We start from the raw sequence: 19130 nt of genomic DNA on the forward strand, positions 1-19130 counted from the left end.
CTCCCCCGTGAGTGTCGAAGAGCTGACTGCCCAGGCCGAGCGTGCGCGCCAGGACTACGAGGCGCTGGTGGCGAAGGGCCTGAAGCTCGATCTGACCCGGGGCAAGCCGTCGCCGAAACAGCTCGACGCCGCCAACGGCGTGCTCGGGCTGGCCGGTGACCCGGTCGCCGCGGACGGCACCGACCTGCGCAACTACGGCGGTCTGCAGGGCCTGCGCGAGGTCCGGGAGATCTTCGCCGCGGACCTGCAGGTGCCGGTCGACCAGCTCCTGGCCGCGGGCAACTCGAGCCTCGAGCTGATGCACGACGCGATCGTGTTCGCGCTGCTCGGGAAGGTGCCGGGCGCGGAGCGGCGCTGGGCCGACGTCGACGGACTCTCGTTCCTCTGCCCGGTGCCCGGCTACGACCGGCACTTCGGCATCTGCGAGCGGTACGGCATCAAGATGATCCCGGTCCCGATGACCACCGACGGCCCGGACATGGACGTGGTCGAGCGGCTGGTCGCCGAGGACGCCGGCATCAAGGGCATCTGGTGCGTACCGAAGTACAGCAACCCGGACGGCACGGTGTACTCGGACGAGACCGTCCGGCGGCTGGCCGCGATGAACACCGCCGCACCGGACTTCCGCATCTTCTGGGACAACGCGTACGCCGTACACCACCTGACCGACTCACCGGTCGAGCTCGCGGACGTGCTCGCCCTCTGCGCCGAGAACGGGCACCCGGATCGCGCGTTCGTGTTCGGCTCCAGCTCGAAGATCACCTTCGCCGGATCGGGCGTCGCGTTCTTCGGGTCGTCGCCCGCGAACATCGAGTGGTGGCTGAGCCACACCGTCAAGCGCAGCATCGGTCCGGACAAGATCAACCAGCTGCGGCACGTACAGTTCCTCCGCGACGCGGACGGGCTGCGTACGCACATGCGCACCTTGGCGGGGCTGATCCGGCCGAAGTTCGACGTGGTCGACAAGGTGCTGACGACTGAGCTCGGCGGCACCGGACTAGCTTCGTGGACCGCGCCGGCCGGTGGGTACTTCATCAGCTTGCAGGTGCCGGAGGGCTGCGCCCGCGAGGTGGTCGCGAAGGCGAAGGCGGCCGGGATCGCGATCACCCCGGCCGGCGCGACGCACCCGTACGGCGATGACCCGACCGACCAGGTGATCCGGATCGCGCCGACGTACCCGGAACTGCCCGAGGTCGAGGCCGCGATCACCGGCCTGGCCACCTGCGTCCGGCTGGTCGCCACCGAGAAGCTGCTGGCGGATCAGACGGTTTGATGGCTCGGCAGCTCGAAGATCAGGCAGGTCGAGGTCGCGTGGGCGAGCAGCTTGCCGCGCTCGTCGTACAGGTGTGATTCCGCTACCGCGGTCCGACGGCCGCGGCTGATGATGCCGCCCTCGCAGCGGAGCACACCGGACGCGACCGTGACCGGCTTGACGAACCGGGTCATCAGGTCGAGCGACGTGTACCCGAAACCGGCCGGCAGCGTCGAATGCACCGTGCAGCCGGCGGCGGTGTCGAGCAGGGTCGCGATCACGCCGCCGTGCACCGACCCGAGCGGGTTGTAGTGGAACTCGGCCGCCGGCATGAACACGGTGACCTTGCCCTCCTCCGCCTCGAACCCGGTCGCGCCGACCAGCCGCAGAATCGGCGGCGCCGGCAACCGGCCGTCCTGCATCGCCCGCAACGTCTCGAGTCCGGTCGAGCTGCCGATCAGCGCCGCCGTCTCGGCCGGATCCGACCAGCTGAAGGTCCGGCTCCGATCCACCTGAGTCTCCGTCATGTCCTGAGCCTCACACCCACCGGCTGAGTCTGTCAACGAGACTTAGGCCGCATTCGGCGGGTGCCCGGGCGTGTTCGTGCCGGGATCGCTAGGCTGCCCGGCGGGGAGGGTTCGAGTGAGGCAATTCAATACACCACCGGAATGGCCGGAGCCGCCGCGGCGAGGCTGGCGACCACCTCGGCGCTGGCAGCCGCCGGAGAACTGGCCGGCCGCACCGGCTGGGTGGGCGTTCTGGGTGGACAAGCATGGGCGGGCGGTTCGGGGACCGATCGGAAGGTACGGCGGGCCGCCGCGGGTGGCCGCGCTGGGGATCGTCGCGCTGCCGGTGGGGTTGATGGCGTTGGTGGTGCTGAATCCCTTTAGTGGTGGGGAGAGCACTGGGACAGCGCCGGAGTTTGTGCCGAGCGCGTCGGCTAGGCGAACGGGCGGGCCGGCTGTGGCTCCGCCAGGTGTGGTGACGCCCGTGGGTACGGCGACTGAGGTGCCGAGCAGTTCGCCGTCGGCGGGTGCGGCGACGTCCGTGCCGGCACAGTCCCCGACGCCGGGAGCGACCGAGGCTGCGACTGGAGCACCGACTGGAGCACCGACTGGTGGTACGACATCAGCGCCGACGGTTGGGTCGACGGTTGGGTCGACTGCAGTGCCGACCGGTGCACCGACTGATGCGCCGACTGATGCGCCGACGGGGGTGCCGACTGGCGTGCCATCGACGGGGCCGACTTCGGGGCGGACGTGGACGCCGACGCGGGGTCCCACCTGGGGACCAACGTGGGGTCCGACCGACGGGCCGGGGCGGGCGAGCACCACCCCGACGGCACCGCGGACGACCGTGTACTACCGCAACTGCGACGAGGTCCGCGCCGCCGGCAAAGCCCCGCTGTATCGAGGTCAGCCCGGCTACTCCCGCGAGCTCGACCGCAACGGCGACGGCGTGGCTTGTGGCGACCGCGGCAACTCCTGACGCACTCCTTCGTTCCACAGCTCCTGCGTCTGGCTGATCCAGAAGGCCGCGAACAGCACGATCAGTGTGCCTTCGATCCACAGCACGGCGTGTGCCCAACCGAAGAGCGCCCGCCAGCCGACCATCGCCAACGGCAGGACCACCATCGCAAGGGCAATCACCGAGTACCGGTTCGCGAGCGACTGCGGTGCGGTGTGCCGGTACCGGAACTCCACGGCGTTCACCAGCACCACCACGATGATGCAGAGGAACATCACGATCGCCGCCGCGTAGTGCGCGTTCCCGATGAAGCCGGATCGATCGGCGAGGAACCAGGCCAGTCCGCCGCCGAAGATCAGTGCCGCGACGCCGAGCCCGACGACGTACATCGGTGTCCATCCGGCCGGCCGGCGCATCCGGTCGCGGATGATGAAGTACGCGGTCAGCAGCAGGCACGGTACGCCGAGGATGAACAACGCGAGCATGTTGTTCGAGACGTTGGCCGCCGCGTCGCCGAGCGCGACCGGTACCGAATGACAGCTGCCCTGTCCGGGCGTCGGCACCAGCGCGACGCCCGGCGCGAGGATGCCGGCCACGTTCAGCAGGATGTCCTCGGTCTCGGTGTTGCCCTTGAGCACCACCATGCACACCCCGATGGTGATCAGGCAGCCGACGAAGATCGCGCGCACCGGCGTGTAGTAGTACGCGCTGATCGACGTCTGCAGGCAGCGCGGATCGGTCTTCGACCATTCGATCACCAGCGCGACGGCGAGCAGCAGGATCATCGCCACCATCGCCATCCGCAGGTACCGGTAGGTCTTGATGGAGTAACCACTCATCCGCGGCCTCCCTCGTCCGGGCGTACCGTCAGTATGCGCGCCCTACCGCACCACCAGCGCGCGAAACGCGTCCTGGATCGTGGCGGTCGTCGGCCGGACGTCCTGATCGGGATCCGGCGCGCCGACACCCTTGAAGGTCATGTACGAGATGGTCGCCGGGCAGACCGTACCGGTGATCTGAATCGTGCCGGTGCGGATCAGGCTGCCGGTGCGCAACTCGTACACCTTCACGCCGACGGTGATGTTGTGGAAGGTCACGTTCGTCGCGCTGCCACCGCCGACGATGGGCGTGTAGCGGCAGGTACGAACCGCCGGCCCGGTGCCCTTCGAGCCGACGCACACGATCAGCGCGGTGTTGTCCGCGGTCGTGCCCTTCCACTGCGACGGCAGTTTGGCCGGGTACTCGCTCGAGCCCTCGAACATCGCCCGGTTCACGCCGGCCCGGATTCGCGGCGCGGGGCTGAACTTCGCGGGCGACGAGCAGTACTCGCCGGACCTGACCAGCTCACGTACGCGCTCCAGCTCCTGGCGAATCTGCGCTTGCAGGATCTCGTAGTTGGCCTTCTGGACTCCGGCCTTCGCCCGCGCCGCCTGCTCGGCCTGCGGGTAGCGAGTCAGCAGGAGCTGGTACGTGCGGAGCGCGTCCGGCCACAGCGCCTTGGCCGCCGAGGCGTCTGCACACCCGAGCAGCGCGGCCGGCTCGATCTTCGGCACCACTGTCGTCGCCCGGTCGAGCACCGTGCCGCTCGGCTTCCGCGCCCGCAACCAGCCGGCCAGCTCGATCGTCCGACAGGGGTCGCTCGTCGGCAGCTCGCTGACGAACCCGTCGACCACCTTGCCGACGGTCTGCGTCTGTCCCGGCTGGTTCAGTACATCGGACAGGACGCCGAACTGCTCGTCCAATGCGTTCACATCGGCCGTCGACGTCGCGATCCGCAGCTTCGACTCAGCCGTGTCCAGGCGATCGCAAGCCGAGACATCACCCTCGACGCGTACGGTCCGCGGTGCGTTGCCGAGCCGGTGGCCGACGTTGTACTTGGCCTGGGCCGCGCGTACGCCGTCACAGTTGCCCGCGTCGCGTGCGGCCACCGCCTGGTTGTCGATCCGCTGCGTGTCGTACCGCTCGAAGGCGAATCCGCCGAGCACCCCGGCCGTCACGCCGAGGGCGATCAGCCGCTTGGTGAGATCGGCCTTGCGGAGCGGTTGCCGGTACGCGAGAAACCAGCCATGTACTACTTGGAGCAGTCCCCACGCGATCAGGCCGAACTCGTACCCGGTTTGGCGTTGGGTGACCAGTAGGGCGATCAGGATGATCGTACCCAGCAGGCCGAGCGCGCCGAAGATCCAGCGGCGGATCAGGAAGTAGCCGAGACCCAGCAGCGAAGCGTTGCCCACGGCAACAGCCAGCGGGTCGTGGAGCTGGGTGGACGGCAACTTCGGTGCTGGTCCCGGGTACGGGAGCCCGGTCGGGGGCGGCAACTGCTGGAAGCTCATCGACATCGCTCTCGGTCATGAAAAATCGTCAGCTCAAGTGTGACCGGTGCGAGGTGCATCCGCAGCTTGAACGGCCGGGTCCGGACAGCGCCCCTGCCAGGTCCCGTCAGCAGCTTGTCAGCCGCTCTAGGCCCGTGTCAGCTCAGGCGGATGGACTTGCGGTTCATGAACTCTTCGATCCCGGCCGGACCGAGTTCGCGGCCCAGGCCGGAGCGCTTGATACCACCGAACGGGAGGTCTGCCTGCGACCCGCCGGCCCGGTTCAGGTACACCATGCCGGCGTCGATCCGATCGGCGACGCGGCGGTTGCGTTCCTCGTTCGTACCCCACACCGACGCACCGAGACCGAACGGCGTGTCGTTGGCCAGCCGGATCGCGTCGTCCTCGTCCGCCGCCCGGAAGACGATCGCGACCGGACCGAAGATCTCCTCGGCGTACGCGTCCATCTCCGGCGTGACATCGGTCAGGACGGTCGCCTCCAGGTACGCGCCTGGGGTGATCCGGTTGCCTCCGGCACGCAGCGTCGCGCCTTGCTCGACTGCCTTCGCGACCTGGGCGGCGACCTCGTCCGCGGCCGCCATCGAGGCCAGCGGCGGGAGTTTCGTCGCCGGGTCGGCCGGGTCGCCCCGTACGAAGTACTCGGTGACGCGCTTGGCGAGGCGGTCCACGTACTCGTCGTACAGGTCGGCGAGGACGATGATCCGCTTGGGCGCATTGCAGGATTGTCCACAATTCCGCATCCGCGCCGTCGCGGTGGCGTTGACGGTCTCGTCCAGATCGGCGCTGTCGAGAATGATCAACGGGTCGGAGCCGCCGAGCTCGAGTACGGTCCGCTTGAGGTGCTTCCCGGCCTCGGCGGCGACCGCGATCCCGGCCTGTTCGCTGCCGGTCAGCGACACCCCGGCGATCCGCGGATCCGCGAGAATCGCCGGAATCTGCCGGCTGGACGCGAACGTGTTCACGTACACATCGTCCGGTACGCCGGCCGCGTACAGGATCTCCTCGATCGCCCGGGCCGACCGCGGACAGATCGACGCGTGCTTGAGCAGGATCGTGTTCCCCAGCACGAGATTCGGCGCCACGAACCGCGCGACCTGGTAGCACGGGAAGTTCCACGGCATGATCCCGAGCAGCGCACCGATCGGCCCTTTGCTGATCACCGCCCGCCCACCCTTGATCTCGATCGGCTCATCCGCAACCAGGTCGGGCCCGCGCTCCGCGTAGTACCGAAAAATGTCTGCGACGATCCCGACCTCCCCCAGCCCTTCACTGACCCGCTTCCCCATCTCCAGCGTCATGATCCGCGCCAGCTCATCCGCCCGCTCCGCAAACAACTCCCCCGCCCGCGCCACCACCGCGGCCCTGTCCCCCACCTCCCACCGCCGCCACGCCGCGTACCCACCACAAACCCGCCCAACCGCCTCCCGCACCTCCACATCAGTCGAATTGACCACTTCCTCCACCACCACACCCGTCACCGGATCAGTCACCGAATACATGAACTCCTCCATCCGTCCGTTCCACCATACTGTATACAGTCTCCCATTCGAGTTCAGCTGCGCGATAGCCACGTACCGCTTAGGCTTGAACAACACTGCGTAACGGGAGGGCGACGTGGAGAACCCTGGCGACTTCCGGACACTCGTGGCACTACGGTCCAAACAAGGCGAACTCGAGGCTCTGAACACCCTCCCCCACGACCTGGGGGTACAACCTCTCCTCGTCCTTGAGGTGGACGAGGGCAAGACCGCGCAACGCATGCTGACCCGAGTCGAGAACGCGCTCCGGCGCCTGCACTCACTGGGTCGTGTGGTGATCGCGGATGTCAACACGATCCACTCCAACGAACAGCGCTTCGAATGGCTGGCAGAGTTGGCCGACCGTCTCGAGGCCCCCGCCGGCGAGCTGCCGCTTGATCCCGTTCCGTTGATCCCCGTAGTACGCCCAGGCGATCAGCCGCTCCTTCATCGGTTGCGAGCGTTCGCCGAGGAGTTCGGACATGGTTGCGCCTTACGCGTCCCGGCAGCGTCCTCCTCGGCAGCAGAAGTCGCCGAGCTGGTCGACGAACTCGACGTCGAGGCCCTCGACTTGATCGTCGACCTGAGCTACGTGCCGGCCCGATCCGAACACCTCACGCACGCGGCGATGGCGCTCCTCGATGGGCTCAGTAGCAGGTTCGAGTTCCGATCGACCACGTTGCTCGGCGGATCCATCCCCCAGTCGCTGTCGGAGAGGTCTGTCTGGGAGCAACCACGACACGAGGAAACAGCGTGGCGCACCGCCGTCGAATCCGGGTTCAGCTCGGTACGTTTCGGCGACTACGGTGTAGTCCATCCGATCTCCAGGCCTGGCATCAGGCGGAGCAATCATGTCAGCGTGAAGTACAGCTGCTCCGATCACTGGCTCTATGTCCGCGAGCCGATCAGGATCGTGAACAATGAACACTTTGTCGCCGAGGCTGTCGGGGTGGCCGGCCAAAGTCTGCTCGGCTCCGGCAGCTTTGCCGGGCCGGAGTTCTCCTGGGGAGATCGTGGTTTCGCGACCGTGGCGGCCGGCGGGACTCAGGGGTACGGATCGAAGACCAAGGTTGTCGCCTTCTCGACCTCACACCATCTGTCGTACCTGGCTGGTCTCACCGCAGCCTGACTTGGCCGTGTACGCGCCGTGATCTGTTGTGTGGTGGGGCTGGAGAGGGCATGCTCTGGTCAGCTCGATGTCCCCGCCCGTTCGTCGATCGGATACCGCCCGTGTCTGAGCTACGGAAGATTCGTCGTGTGGTACGGCTGGTGGCCGTACTGGTCGCTGTTTCGGTGCCTTCGCTGGCGCTGGCGTCGCCGGGTGGGAGCGCGCCCCCGGACCCCGCGAATGCTTGGCAGTACCCACATTGGCCGCAGAAACAGCCCTGGCAGGAGTCGGGGCCGGACGCGCGGGTGGCGAAGTCGCTGTCCACCGGGCTGCCGGGCGCGATCGACCCGCAGAACTGGGAGAATCCCGACCACATGACGTGGGACGACTACGTCAAACCGCCGGGGACGAACTGGGCCGACCCGGCCGTGAAGGGTTCCGAGCGGACCTTCAAGGGTGCGCTGGTGCTGCTCGACTACCCGAACCAGGACTTCGTCATCACCAAGCCCAAGGGTTCGACCGTGTTCGGGAACCCGAGCGCGGCCGCGAACGGAGTGCCGCGGGACCAGGTCGCGAAGTTCTACAAGGACTTCCTGAACACGCCGGAGTCGCTCAACCACGGTCACACCCTGCACGAGTACTGGATGGAGGATTCCGGCGGCCGGTACGGCGTGGACCTCACCGCCTTCGGCCCGTACCGGATGCCGGGGAAGTCCCACGAGTACGGGATGGAGTTCCAGAGCGCCGCCGACTGCCCGACCGGTGACAACTGCACCAAGGACATCCGCGCCGACGGCCGTGCGGCCTGGATCGCGGACCAGGGCCCGCAAGTACCCGCCGGGTACGACTTCGTGTTCTTCCTCAGCGCCGGCCAGGACGAGTCGTCGACCTGGCAGGAGTTCGGGATGATGAAGTTCCCGACCAAGGAGGACGTCAGCACCGCCTTCGGCCCGCCGAACTCGCAGGGCCGCAACTGGTCGGACACCCGCTACGTCGATTGGACCTCATGGGCAGCCGGCGCGTCGATCTGGCCGAACGCGGGCGGGGGTTCGTCGACCCAGGCGGAGAGCTCCGGGATGGGCGTGTTCGCGCACGAGTTCAGCCACATCCTGGGCATCGGCGACAACTACAACAACCCGTACGGGGTGCCGCCGCGACGCGCGTACACCGGGATCTGGGAGATGCTCAGCCGCGGCAGCTTCAACGGCCCCGGCGGACCGCACAGCCGCTGGATGATCCCGGCCACCGGCGGCACGTCGATGGGCGCGCAACACATGCTGCGGAACAAGCTCAAACTCAAGATGGTCGACGAGCAGAACGTACTGCGGCTGTCCCGCGAAGCACTCGCCTCGTCCGGTGTCGTGATCGCCAACGTGAAGGCGCGGAGCGTACAGCCCGGTGCTGACGAACTGTCCGGGATCAACGTCGAGCTCGGCGGCGCCGGCGATCTCGCTGCGCCGTGCGATGTGGCGAAGGACCCGCTGTGCGACGGCCGCGGGTACCAGAACTACACGGTCGAGGTGGTGGACCGGATGGGTACGGACTCGTTCACGCCCGACTCCGGGGTGCTGCTCGCGAAGACGAAGAACCAGGACCGCGCGCCGTTCGAGTGGGTGATCGACGCGAACCCGCAGGACATCAACATGACCGACTACGTGCTGCCCGACGGTACGAAGGTCCCGATCACGATCGGCGACTACCGGCAGCTGTCCGACGCACTGTTCCACGCCGGGACGAACTCGGGCAGTGAGTACGAGTACACCGACGCCGCGAACCGGCTGCACTTCTACGTCACCAATGTGCACCGGGACCGCCAGGGCGTGCTGTCGTACACGGTCGCGATCCGGTCGCTGGATGGCGCGGGACCGCAGAAGCGCGGCGTACGCCTCCTGCCGACCGTCGCGAAGCCGGACGGAAGCGGCGTACAAACCTGCAACTTCCGCCTCACCAACACGGGCCAGGCAGGTACCGGTCCGGACGAGGTCGCGCCGTACCTGAAGGGCGACGTCTACCGCCTCTCCGCCAAGGTCAACGGCAACGACTGGCCCATCGCCCTCCCCAACGCACTCGCCACCGCCAACGCCGGGGAGCAAATCACCGTCCCCGTCTACACCAAACCCGGCCGCTCCCCCATCGCCAAAATCACCCTCACCGCCACGTCCGAAAGCAACCCCACCAAAACCTCCACCGCCACCTGCACCGCCATCAAACGCTGAGCGCCACCTGGAGGGCGCCGGGTGTCCAGGCCAACTGAACACCCGGCGCCGCATGCAGATACTCCACAACGCGCGCGACGTCCCACCCGTGCGCCTCCACCAGACCGGTCGCTATCCACCGCAGGTACGCCGCCTTCGGAGCAACGGGCTCAAGTTCCGCAACGGAGCCATGGGTGACGGTGTACATCGGCACACCCTCGTACTCGCCGAGCCGGACGACAGTCTCGTACCGCCCGGGACCCAGCGTATGGATCTCCGCCACGTCCGGCAGAAGCGCGGCTAATTCCTGGGCGAAGGCGCCACCGGGTTCTCGCCACATCTCCTGCGCTGCGACATCACCGAGCTGCGCGGGCGTCAACAGATACGCCCGCCCCGCAACCTCCCCTACCGCACCCGGATCGTAGAACGCCGACCCACCACCCCAAACCTTCGACGCCCCGGCAAACACCAGACTGCCAGGCACCGCGACGCCCGCGGTCCGCTCAGGCACGGCGCGATCACGGCACCCCGGATACACCCGCGCCCCACCCCTCGGTCGCCCACCCGCGAGATAACACGCAAACCGCTCAAGCGCGAGATTCGACCCATACGCAACGTACCAGACGCGGTTCACATCTCTCCCCTCGTTGCATTGGTTGCCTCTAGCAACTCTCTGCTCGCATATCACGTTTGCTCAGGCATTCTTGCAGCCAGGTGCGGAATCGCCCAAATCTGTGGACAACCTCTGATCGCCGTAATCCCTTGAAAATAAGGGCTTTCCGGTTTGTCAGGCGATCGTGTGGCGGTTAAGGTGTGGGCATGAAGGTACTCGGAGAGCAGCCGGTGTGGTCGATGAGTGGTGGTGAGATGGTCGCCGCGCTCGATGCCACGTATGCCGAAATCGCCCGCCTGAAGACCTTCGCGCTGCGACTCATCGCCCGCCTCGAGACCGTTGGTCATGCCAAAGAAGTCGGCGCCGGCACCACCGCACGGTTCCTGACCTTCCGGTACCGTATCGACGCCACCGAGGCCCGGCGCGACGTCCAGCTGGCCAACGCCCTGCCGAACTACCCGGCCGTCGCCGCCGCCCTCCCCGACCCCGCCTCAGAGAACACCACCAGCGAAGGCGACGTGTTGTTACATCCGGCCCAGGCAGAGGCGATCGTGTCCGCCCTGGACAAGCTGCCCGCCACCGTACCGGTCGAGGACCTCGCCGTCGCCGAACGGGAAATGGTGGAACTTGCCCGCACCCACGGCCCGCTCGACCTCCGCAAGGCCGGCGTACAGATCCGCAACCTCCTCGACACCGACGGCCCCGAACCGGCCGAGCAGAAGGCGTACGACCGCGAAACCCTGACCTTGAAACCTGCCGACAACGGCGTCAGCTTCAACGGCTACCTGGCGAACGAGAACGCCGAACTGCTCCGCACCCTGATCCACACCCACGCAAAGCCCCACAAAACCACCGACGGCGCCCTCGACCCCCGCCCCCGCAGCAAACGCCACGCCGACGCCCTCACCACGATCCTGAACCTCACACCCCAACCCGCCACACCACAGTCCGCTACAGCCCGAGCTACTGCTGGACCTCCCGCCCCCTCGACTGCGACCCCCTCGACGGCACACACCGACAGCGCAGCCAACAGCTCCATCCGCGGTCCGCTTCCACGCCCGCACATCACCGTAACCATCGACTTCAACGACCTGAAGGCAGCCACCGCGTCCGCCACGGGTCGGCTGATCTACGGCGACGCCCTCTCCGCCGCCACGATCCGCCGGCTCGCCTGCGATGCACAGATCCTGCCGATCGTCCTCGGCTCAGACTCCCAGCCACTGGACGTCGGCTCCACCGTACGACTGGCCACCGGCCCCATTCGCAAAGCTCTCGTCGCCCGTGACAAAGGCTGCGTCTGCTGCGCCGCCCCACCCATCTACTGCGACGCCCACCACATCATCAGCTGGATCGACGGCGGCGAAACCAAGCTCACCAACCTGGCCCTCCTCTGCAAACGCTGCCACCGCGACCTCCACCGCGGCCACTGGAACATCAACATCACCAACGGCACCGTCCACGTATCCCGCCCCACCTGGGCCACCCCAAACCCCATCCCCCACAACAACGCCCACCCACCGTCCCCAACCCTCCGCCCAACCACCACCCCACACCACGTACCCACCCCGCAGCCACCCGCCACCCGCACCGCCGCAGACCCGACACCCTCCACAAGTCCGCCCGGCCCTGGTCTGTCCGGCCCTGGTCTGTCCGGCCCAGGCCAGTCCAGCACGGCCCTGCCCGGCACAGGCCAGTCCAGCACGGCCCTGCCCGGCACAGGCCAGTCCAGCACGGACCTGTCCAGCACACGGTCGCCCGGCGCTATGTCACCCTCGGCAGCGTCGTCCGGCGCTCCAGTACGTCTCTGGCCACGTGACACCGACCCACCGTGGATCACCCCCGACGACACCGCGCGCCTCGACCCGTGGGGCGACACCTCCCACGCCGTACCCCGACCCCGACCCCACGAAGCAGCTGACCAAGCACCACCCACCACAGACCTAAACGTGTGCGGCGAACCCCTCAACAAACAACCCAACCAGCCACGCAACCTCCACCACACACCCACCAACCGATGCGCCGACGACAACAGCCCAACACCCACTCCCCGAAACAGCCCCACTCCTGCCACACACGATGCCTACGACCCATGGGCAGACCATCCGCCCACCGACGCGAACCTCAACAACAGCGACCCCGACCACAACCGCCGTGAAAACTGGGCCAACTCCGATGACGCAGGCCACCCAGACATCCACCAGCAGCGCGGCGACGTACCCGACTCACCTGATCGCCCAGGCAAGAACGCCCACCCCGAAAACTGCCCCGCCGGTGAGGAACAGCGGTCGATGACCGGTAGCGCAACCACCCACCGGAGCGAACCCGGAGAACCCCACGACGGCCCCGCCGCAGCCTAGCCAGACCGAATGAGCGCACCCGGCACTCAGCACTCAGCACTCAGCACTCAGCACTCAGCACTCAGCACCACCGAACCCAAGGCACACCTTCGAGTCAACCCAAGCCACTCCAACCAGCCGGGACCGCCCGAGTCCAACGGAAAGCCTCATAGCCCCGAAGCCGCCGCACCTCGTCCCGCCGCATCTGCTGTCCCGCCGCATCTGTCGATGGATGCGAACCAGGGTCTGTCCACCGTGAACACTGGCCCCGACTTGTCCACCTGTGCGAAGGCGGCGCGCGGTCAGTACGGGCTGGGATCGCAGGTACCCGATGCTGGTTGTGTCGCCGTCGAGTACCTGTGGGTCCACCCAACGTCGTACGTGTGCCTGCTCCGAAGGGTTCGACTTTCGGTACGACGGCCACCCGCCCAGCGAAGGCGCCGATTACCTGCGCTTGCCAGGTGCCCGACAACAATCGGCACCACCCCGCCCGCTGTACCCCGCCGGCGTTACCACCTCGCTGTCCACGGCCCGAACCCCGCTGGTGCACGTCTCCGTTAGCCCGCCCGACGACGCCGCCTTCCCCGGCGCTACATCAGTCACGTGGAGACCCGGGTGCCGGGCCAACTAGAGCAGTAGGTTGCCGCGGGACCGGTGCACACATTCAGATTGTCGACAACAACACCGGCGGCTGCCGCACCAGCGCCGGCGACACCGCGATCAAACGAACTGATGAGCTGTCAGAGGATTGGTGTTTCGGGTTGGGTTGCTTCGGTGGGGGTGTCCAGGTGGTCCAGTTCGTCGGGGGTTATGCGGGTGGTCCAGCGTTGGTCGGGGTCGGGTTGGGGGATGGAGTCCAGGAGGAGTTTGGTGTACGGGTGGGTCGGCTGGTGCATCACCGTGGAGACCGGGCCGCGTTCGACGAGTTGGCCTTTGGTGATGACCATGACCTCGCCGCCTAGGTAGTAGACGGTGGACAGGTCATGGGTGATGAACAGGGTGGTCATGCCGTGTTCGCGCTGGAAGTCGAGGAGGATGTCGAGGAAGTGCTTGCGTACTTGGGCGTCCAGCATCGACACCGGTTCGTCGGCGATGATGAAGGACGGGCGGAGCATGTGTACGCGGGCCAGCATGATGCGCTGTCGCTGACCGCCGGAGAGCTGGTGTGGATACCGGCCGAGGACGTTCTCCGGTTCCAGGCGGACTGCGCGCAGAGACTCCTCGATCAGCTCCAAACCCGCCGCCCGCGTCGAAGCCAGATCGAACTTCTTCACTGCCTTCCACAGTGCGCGATCGACCCGGTAGAACGGGTTGAAGATCGCGTACGGGTCCTGGAACACCGGCTGTACATCGCGGCGGTACTCGTCGTACTCGGCGCGGTTCAGCTTGAAGATGTCCTTGCCGCCGTACAGCACCGTACCGGCCGTCGGCTTCTGCAGGCCGAGGACGTTGCGGGCGATCGTGCTCTTCCCGCTGCCGCTCTGCCCGACCAGACTGACGATCTGTGGCGGCGCGGCAGCCAGCTTGAAACTCACATCGTCAACGGCCGTCAAGTACCCGCCTGGTACATCCCGCGCGTGGAATCGTTGCTGTACGCCCCTAAGTTCGAGCTCCGACTTCATGAGGCCCTCCGTCCGACCTGGGGGATCGATTCGATCAGCCGGCGGGTGTACTCGTCGCGCGGGTCCTTGAACACCTGCCGTACGTCACCCACCTCGACCAGCCGGCCCTCGTACATCACCGCGACCCGGTCCGCGAGCTGCGCGTGCACGCCCATGTCGTGCGAAATCACCATCAGCGTCACGCCGAAATCGGTCCGCAGGTCGGCCAGCGACTGCAGGATCACCCGTTGGATCGTCACGTCCAGCGCAGTTGTCGGTTCGTCCGCGATCACCAGGTCGGGTTCGAGCGCGACCGCGATCGCCATCAGTACGCGCTGCTTCATCCCACCGGACAGCTCATGCGGGTACATCCGGCCGACCCGCGGCTCCAGGCCGACCTGTCCGAGCAGCCGCGGGATCATCTCGCCGAGCGAGTCCTTCCGGCCGGGCGCGTGCTCGAGGATCACGTCCTTGAACTGGTCCTCGACCCGCATCACCGGATTGAGCGAACTCATCGAACCCTGCGGGAGATACGAAAGCGCAGACCACCGCAGTACGCGCAGCTGCTCGCCATGTACCTTCAGCAGATCCACCGGCGAGCGCCCCGCCGGGTGGAACATCACCGACCCGCCGGCCACCTTGCCCGGCGCCTTCAGCAATCGGAGCAACGCGACCGCGAGCGTACTCTTCCCGCTGCCGGACTCCCCCGCGATCCCGAGGATCTCGCCGCGGCGAACGTCCAGGTCGATCCCGCGGACGGCTTTCACGTCGCCGCGGTTGGTGGAGTACACGACCTCCAGGCCTTTGACCTCCAGTACGTTATTCACCGGCCACTCCTCTCAGCCGCGGGTTGTAGACCTCTTCGAGCCCGATGTTCACCATGTTCAGCGCCGCGAACAGCAACGTCAGCAGGGCGATCGGGACCACGAACATCGGCCACGCGCCGAGCGTCAGCGCGCCGGTGCTGATCGCGTTGAAGATGATCTGGCCGAGGTCGATCACGCCGCCCGGCCCGAGCCCGATGATCTCCAGACCGACCAGCCCGAAGATCGCGCCCAGCGCCGACGACGCGAACCCGACACCGATGAACGGCAACAGGTTCGGCAGCAGCTCGGTGACGATGATCTCCAGGTCGCGGGCCTTGCTCACCCGGGCGAGATCCACATACGGCCGCGTTCTCAGCGAAAGCACCTGGGAACGAATCGTCTTCGCCGCGAACGGCCACGAGAAGATCGAAATCATCACGCCGACCTGGAACAAGCTCACGTTCTTCGCGTACGCGGACAAGGCGATCAGCAATGGGAATGTCGGGATGACCAGCAGGATTCCGGTGAACGTGGACAGCACATTGTCGATCCAGCCGCCTTTGTACCCGGCAACGAACGCGACAATCACGCCTGCGACAGTCGAGATCACGCCCGCGATCGCGCCGATCTGCAACGACACCGCGAGTGCTTTCACCACCATCGCGAACACGTCTCGCCCGAACTGATCGGTCCCGAGCAAATGACCCGGCCCAGGAACCAGCCATTTGTCGTACGCCGCCAATTCGACCGGATCTTGCCCGCCGCCGATCACCTTGGCAATCAACGGACTGAACAGTGCCAATAGCACCAGCAATCCAAGAATGGTCAATCCGGTCGCGAGCCGCCGGCTGTTCCGGATCGTTCGTAGTACCGCGCGCAGGATTCTCATCGTCATCACTTCCAGTACTTGACGCGGGGATCGAGGAGCGGGAGCACGAGGTCGAGGAGGAGGACGGCGGTGAGGACCGAGAAGATCGCCATGTCGGTGACGCCGAGGATGGTGTTGAAGTCGAGTTGCTGGATCGCCGTGACCAGCGTGGTACCGAGGCCCGGGTAGTTGAACAGCTGCTCGACCAGCACGTTGCCGTTGAAGATGAACCCGAGCGAGATGCCGAAGGCGGTGATTTGCGGAAGGTAGCAGTTCCGCAGCGCGTACCGGGTGAGGATTCGCCAGCCTTTCAGGCCCTTCGCCTCGGCGTACACCAGGAAATCCTCGCCGAGAATTGGGACCATCAACATGCGGGTGGACAGAATCCAGCTGAACGTCCCGATGATCACGATCGACAGACCGGGCAGCAAGCCGTACTTGAGTACGCTGCCGATGAAGTCCAGCGAGAACCCTGGATTGATATTGGAATCGTACGCGGATCTGGCGGGTAGTACGCCCATCGAGTACGCGAACACGTACACCAGGATCAATGCGACGAAGAAGTACGGTACGTGCGACAACGCGATGGACAAGTTGGTCGCGATCGCGGAGCCGATTTTGCCGCGCCGCCAACCGGCGATCGCGCCGATGATGATCCCGAGCACCCACGCCAGTACAGCGGAAATGCCGAGCAGACCGATTGTCCAGGGCAACGATCTGAGGATAACCGTCTGAGCCGGCGTCGGGTAGTTGATCAGCGACGGCCCGAGATCACCGTGCAGAACGAGCTTTTCCATGTACCGCAGGTACTGCGTGAGGATGTTTCCGTCGAGGCCGAACTCGTGCTTGTAGCGGGCGATCAGCTCGGCGCTCGCCTGCGCGTTGTACACATAGTTTTGCTGCAGGGTCTGGATCAGCGTCTGGATCGGATCCCCCGGCATCAGCCGGAAGAAGAAGAACGCGATCGTCAGCGCGCCCCACAGTTCCACCACGTACAGGCCGAGTCGGCGGATCGCGTACGCCGCCAGCGGATGTCGCGACAACCAGGCCCGCATCCCGGAGGAGGATGCGGTTTCCTCGGGCTTGTCGACAGTGACCACCGGCGGGGCTTCCGCCGTCACGACGGTCCTTTCTGCCCGGTGGAGCTGATCTTGGCCAGCACCAGCATGAAGTGCGGCCACCAGTTCAGCGGCACCTCGTACAGGTTGTCGTCGGTCGGCCAGTCCTTCCAGAACGTGGTGTTGAAGAACTGCGGATAGCCGGTCTGAATCACCGGCAGCAGCGGAAGCTTCTGGAAGTAGATCTCGAGCGCCTGGGCGAGCAGCGGCTTGGCCTCTTCGGTGTTCGGGTCGATCCCGGCCAGCTTCTGCGAGATCTCGTCGAACTGCGGGTCCCGGAATCGCATCTTGTTCTTGTTGGCGGCGTTCTTGCCGATCGGTTGCGCCTTGCTGCTCTCCCAGTCGGTGTAGAGCTGCTCGGGGTCGATGGCGAATCCGGCCCAGCTCGAATCGATGTCGTACTCACCGCGCTGGAACTTGTCGTCGTGCACGCTGCCGGACAGACTGCGCAGCGTCGCGGGGACGCCGACCTTGGCGAGGTCCGTCTTCAGCACATTGGCGATCGCGTACTCGTCCTTGTCGACCGGCGCGGGCGTGATGATCTCGAGGTTGATCTCCTTGCCCTTGTACATCCGCTTGCCGGCCGCGTTCTTCGGTGCGATCTCGTCCAGCAGCTGCGTCGCCTTGTCCAGGTTGTACTCGAACTTGTACTTGTTCGCGAGCTCGTCGTTCTTCCACTTGTCGTTCGTCGGGTAGTCCGCCCACGGGTACTGCGCGGGCGGCACCTGGACCTGCCACACCGACTTGCCGATCGTCTCCCGGTTCAGGCAGTAGTTGATTGCCCAGTGCATCTTCGGCTCCGCGATCACGCCCCGGGACGGATCGCAGTTCAGCCACATCACCCGCGGGTTCGGGTCATGGAACTGGGTGGTGATCAGATTCGGGTAGCCGGTGTTACGCAGCTGCGAGGCGTGCTGCGCGTCGATCGAACCGACGTCGAACTCCGCGCGCTCGAACGCCAGTGACGCCTGGTCGAGCTGCTTCGACGTGCTCTGGAAGACCACGTACTGCGGTTTGACGTCGAGCTTGTCCTTGTTCCAGTAATTCGGGTCCTTCTCCCAGATGAACATCTTCTGGTTCCGGATCGCCTGCTTCAGCTTGTACGGGCCGGAGCGTACGGGCGGGTTGTCCTTGTACTTCGTCGGGTCCTGCGACTTCCAGATGTGCTCCGGCATGATGTTGTTCGGCGCACCGGAGATCGCGGCGATGAAGTTGTAGTGGAACCGCGGCGTCGGCTTGAGGAACTTGACCACCGCGGTCTGGGGGTCCGGGACCTCGATGTCCTTGACGAACTCCTTCAGCTCGCCACCGCCGCCGAACAGGTCGGGCCGGTCCTTCAGCATCATCACGGTGAACTTGAAGTCCTTCGCGCCCAGCGGCTGACCGTCGTTCCAGTGCGCCTTCGGGTCGAACTTCAGCGTCAGCTCGGTGTGGTCGTCGTTGTACTTGTACTCGGTCGCCAGCCACGGCGTCAGCTTGCCGGTGGCGAAACTGAGGAAGAACAACGGTTCGGTGGAGAGCTCGACCCCGGCGCCGGACGGCGAACCGTTCGGGATCATGCCGTTGAAGCTGTCGAACACCGTGTACTCGACCTGGCCGACGATCACCGTCTGCTCCCGGGGGACCGGGATGTTCGCCTTGCCGATCTGGATGGTCTTGGCCGCGGCGGGCTTGTTGCCGGCCGGTTTGTCGGAGTACGACCCGCCGCCGCCGGAGCAGGCGGCCAGGAACGCGGTCAGCGCCGCGGCACCTCCGCCGATCATGCTGCGCCGGGTCAACTGGTAGCGGATGACCGCTGCGACGTCTTCGTACTGGGGACGCGGTTCGTCGTTGTGATCAGGGCTCATGACGAAAGTCACCTCTGTTTCCGTTGCACGGGCTCAGCTGTTACAGACCGAGAGGTGTCACGGACTATA

Annotated in this window: 15 protein-coding genes; 5 read left to right on the plus strand and 10 right to left on the minus strand. The window is 66.2% G+C overall.

Features of this window, described 5'->3' with window-relative positions; all coding sequences use genetic code 11:
* The first annotated feature begins 7 nt into the window (after positions 1-7).
* A complete protein-coding gene (locus ABD260_RS31640) occupies positions 8-1273 on the plus strand; it encodes an aspartate aminotransferase type Ic (protein WP_344239513.1) in 1266 nt (421 codons plus the stop codon).
* On the opposite strand, the gene ABD260_RS31645 is transcribed toward ABD260_RS31640, so the two are convergent.
* Positions 1261-1779 carry a PaaI family thioesterase gene (locus tag ABD260_RS31645; RefSeq protein ID WP_344239515.1) on the minus strand — a complete coding sequence of 173 codons (519 nt, stop codon included), beginning with the start codon at positions 1777-1779 and terminating at the stop codon, positions 1261-1263. The genes ABD260_RS31640 and ABD260_RS31645 overlap by 13 nt on opposite strands.
* A 334-nt stretch (positions 1780-2113) precedes the next feature.
* Here ABD260_RS31645 and ABD260_RS31650 point away from each other — a divergent pair, with 334 nt between their 5' ends.
* On the plus strand, positions 2114-2740 hold the full coding sequence (locus ABD260_RS31650) for an excalibur calcium-binding domain-containing protein (RefSeq protein WP_344239580.1): 627 nt from the start codon (positions 2114-2116) through the stop codon (positions 2738-2740).
* Here ABD260_RS31650 and ABD260_RS31655 read toward each other — a convergent pair.
* The 3 genes from ABD260_RS31655 to ABD260_RS31665 form a co-directional block, all read right to left on the minus strand.
* Positions 2677-3558 carry a hypothetical protein gene (locus ABD260_RS31655; protein WP_344239517.1) on the minus strand — a complete coding sequence of 294 codons (882 nt, stop codon included), beginning with the start codon at positions 3556-3558 and terminating at the stop codon, positions 2677-2679. The two genes, ABD260_RS31650 and ABD260_RS31655, sit on opposite strands and share 64 nt — an antisense overlap.
* 42 nt (positions 3559-3600) lie before the next feature.
* Positions 3601-5052 carry a tetratricopeptide repeat protein gene (locus ABD260_RS31660; protein WP_344239519.1) on the minus strand — a complete coding sequence of 484 codons (1452 nt, stop codon included), beginning with the start codon at positions 5050-5052 and terminating at the stop codon, positions 3601-3603.
* Between the two features lie 137 nt (positions 5053-5189).
* Positions 5190-6551: an NAD-dependent succinate-semialdehyde dehydrogenase gene (locus ABD260_RS31665; protein WP_344239521.1), complete on the minus strand. Its 1362-nt coding sequence runs from the start codon at positions 6549-6551 to the stop codon at positions 5190-5192.
* A 115-nt stretch (positions 6552-6666) separates the two neighbouring features.
* Here ABD260_RS31665 and ABD260_RS31670 point away from each other — a divergent pair, with 115 nt between their 5' ends.
* Entirely contained in the window at positions 6667-7698 is a 1032-nt protein-coding gene (locus tag ABD260_RS31670) for a beta family protein (RefSeq protein ID WP_344239523.1), read from the plus strand.
* Between the two features lie 101 nt (positions 7699-7799).
* The gene (locus ABD260_RS31675; protein WP_344239525.1) at positions 7800-9893 is read left to right on the plus strand and encodes a M6 family metalloprotease domain-containing protein; all 2094 of its coding nucleotides are present in this window, start codon (positions 7800-7802) and stop codon (positions 9891-9893) included.
* Here the strand turns inward: ABD260_RS31675 and ABD260_RS31680 are convergent.
* The gene (locus ABD260_RS31680; protein ID WP_344239526.1) at positions 9883-10383 is read right to left on the minus strand and encodes a histone deacetylase; all 501 of its coding nucleotides are present in this window, start codon (positions 10381-10383) and stop codon (positions 9883-9885) included. The genes ABD260_RS31675 and ABD260_RS31680 overlap by 11 nt on opposite strands.
* A gap of 308 nt (positions 10384-10691) precedes the next feature.
* Between ABD260_RS31680 and ABD260_RS31685 the strand changes: the two genes are divergently transcribed.
* Positions 10692-12842, plus strand: a complete 2151-nt coding sequence (locus ABD260_RS31685; protein ID WP_344239528.1) for an HNH endonuclease signature motif containing protein — start codon at positions 10692-10694, stop codon at positions 12840-12842.
* 719 nt (positions 12843-13561) lie between these two features.
* Here the strand turns inward: ABD260_RS31685 and ABD260_RS31690 are convergent.
* From ABD260_RS31690 to ABD260_RS31710, 5 genes are read right to left on the minus strand one after another with little or no spacing between them, the layout of a single operon-like run.
* Entirely contained in the window at positions 13562-14443 is an 882-nt protein-coding gene (locus ABD260_RS31690; protein WP_344239530.1) for an ABC transporter ATP-binding protein, read from the minus strand.
* On the minus strand, positions 14440-15249 hold the full coding sequence (locus tag ABD260_RS31695) for an ABC transporter ATP-binding protein (protein WP_344239532.1): 810 nt from the start codon (positions 15247-15249) through the stop codon (positions 14440-14442). The genes ABD260_RS31690 and ABD260_RS31695 overlap by 4 nt, the downstream gene beginning before the upstream one ends.
* A complete protein-coding gene (locus tag ABD260_RS31700) occupies positions 15242-16117 on the minus strand; it encodes an ABC transporter permease (RefSeq protein WP_344239534.1) in 876 nt (291 codons plus the stop codon). Before ABD260_RS31700 ends, ABD260_RS31695 begins: the two co-directional genes overlap by 8 nt.
* A 5-nt stretch (positions 16118-16122) precedes the next feature.
* Positions 16123-17217, minus strand: coding sequence for an ABC transporter permease (locus tag ABD260_RS31705; protein WP_344239536.1), 1095 nt, complete (start codon positions 17215-17217; stop codon positions 16123-16125).
* Positions 17214-19061: an ABC transporter substrate-binding protein gene (locus ABD260_RS31710; protein WP_344239538.1), complete on the minus strand. Its 1848-nt coding sequence runs from the start codon at positions 19059-19061 to the stop codon at positions 17214-17216. Before ABD260_RS31710 ends, ABD260_RS31705 begins: the two co-directional genes overlap by 4 nt.
* Positions 19062-19130 lie beyond the last annotated feature (69 nt).

It is taken from the genome of Kribbella hippodromi (genome assembly GCF_039531045.1).
Taxonomy (GTDB): Bacteria; Actinomycetota; Actinomycetes; order Propionibacteriales; family Kribbellaceae; genus Kribbella; species Kribbella hippodromi.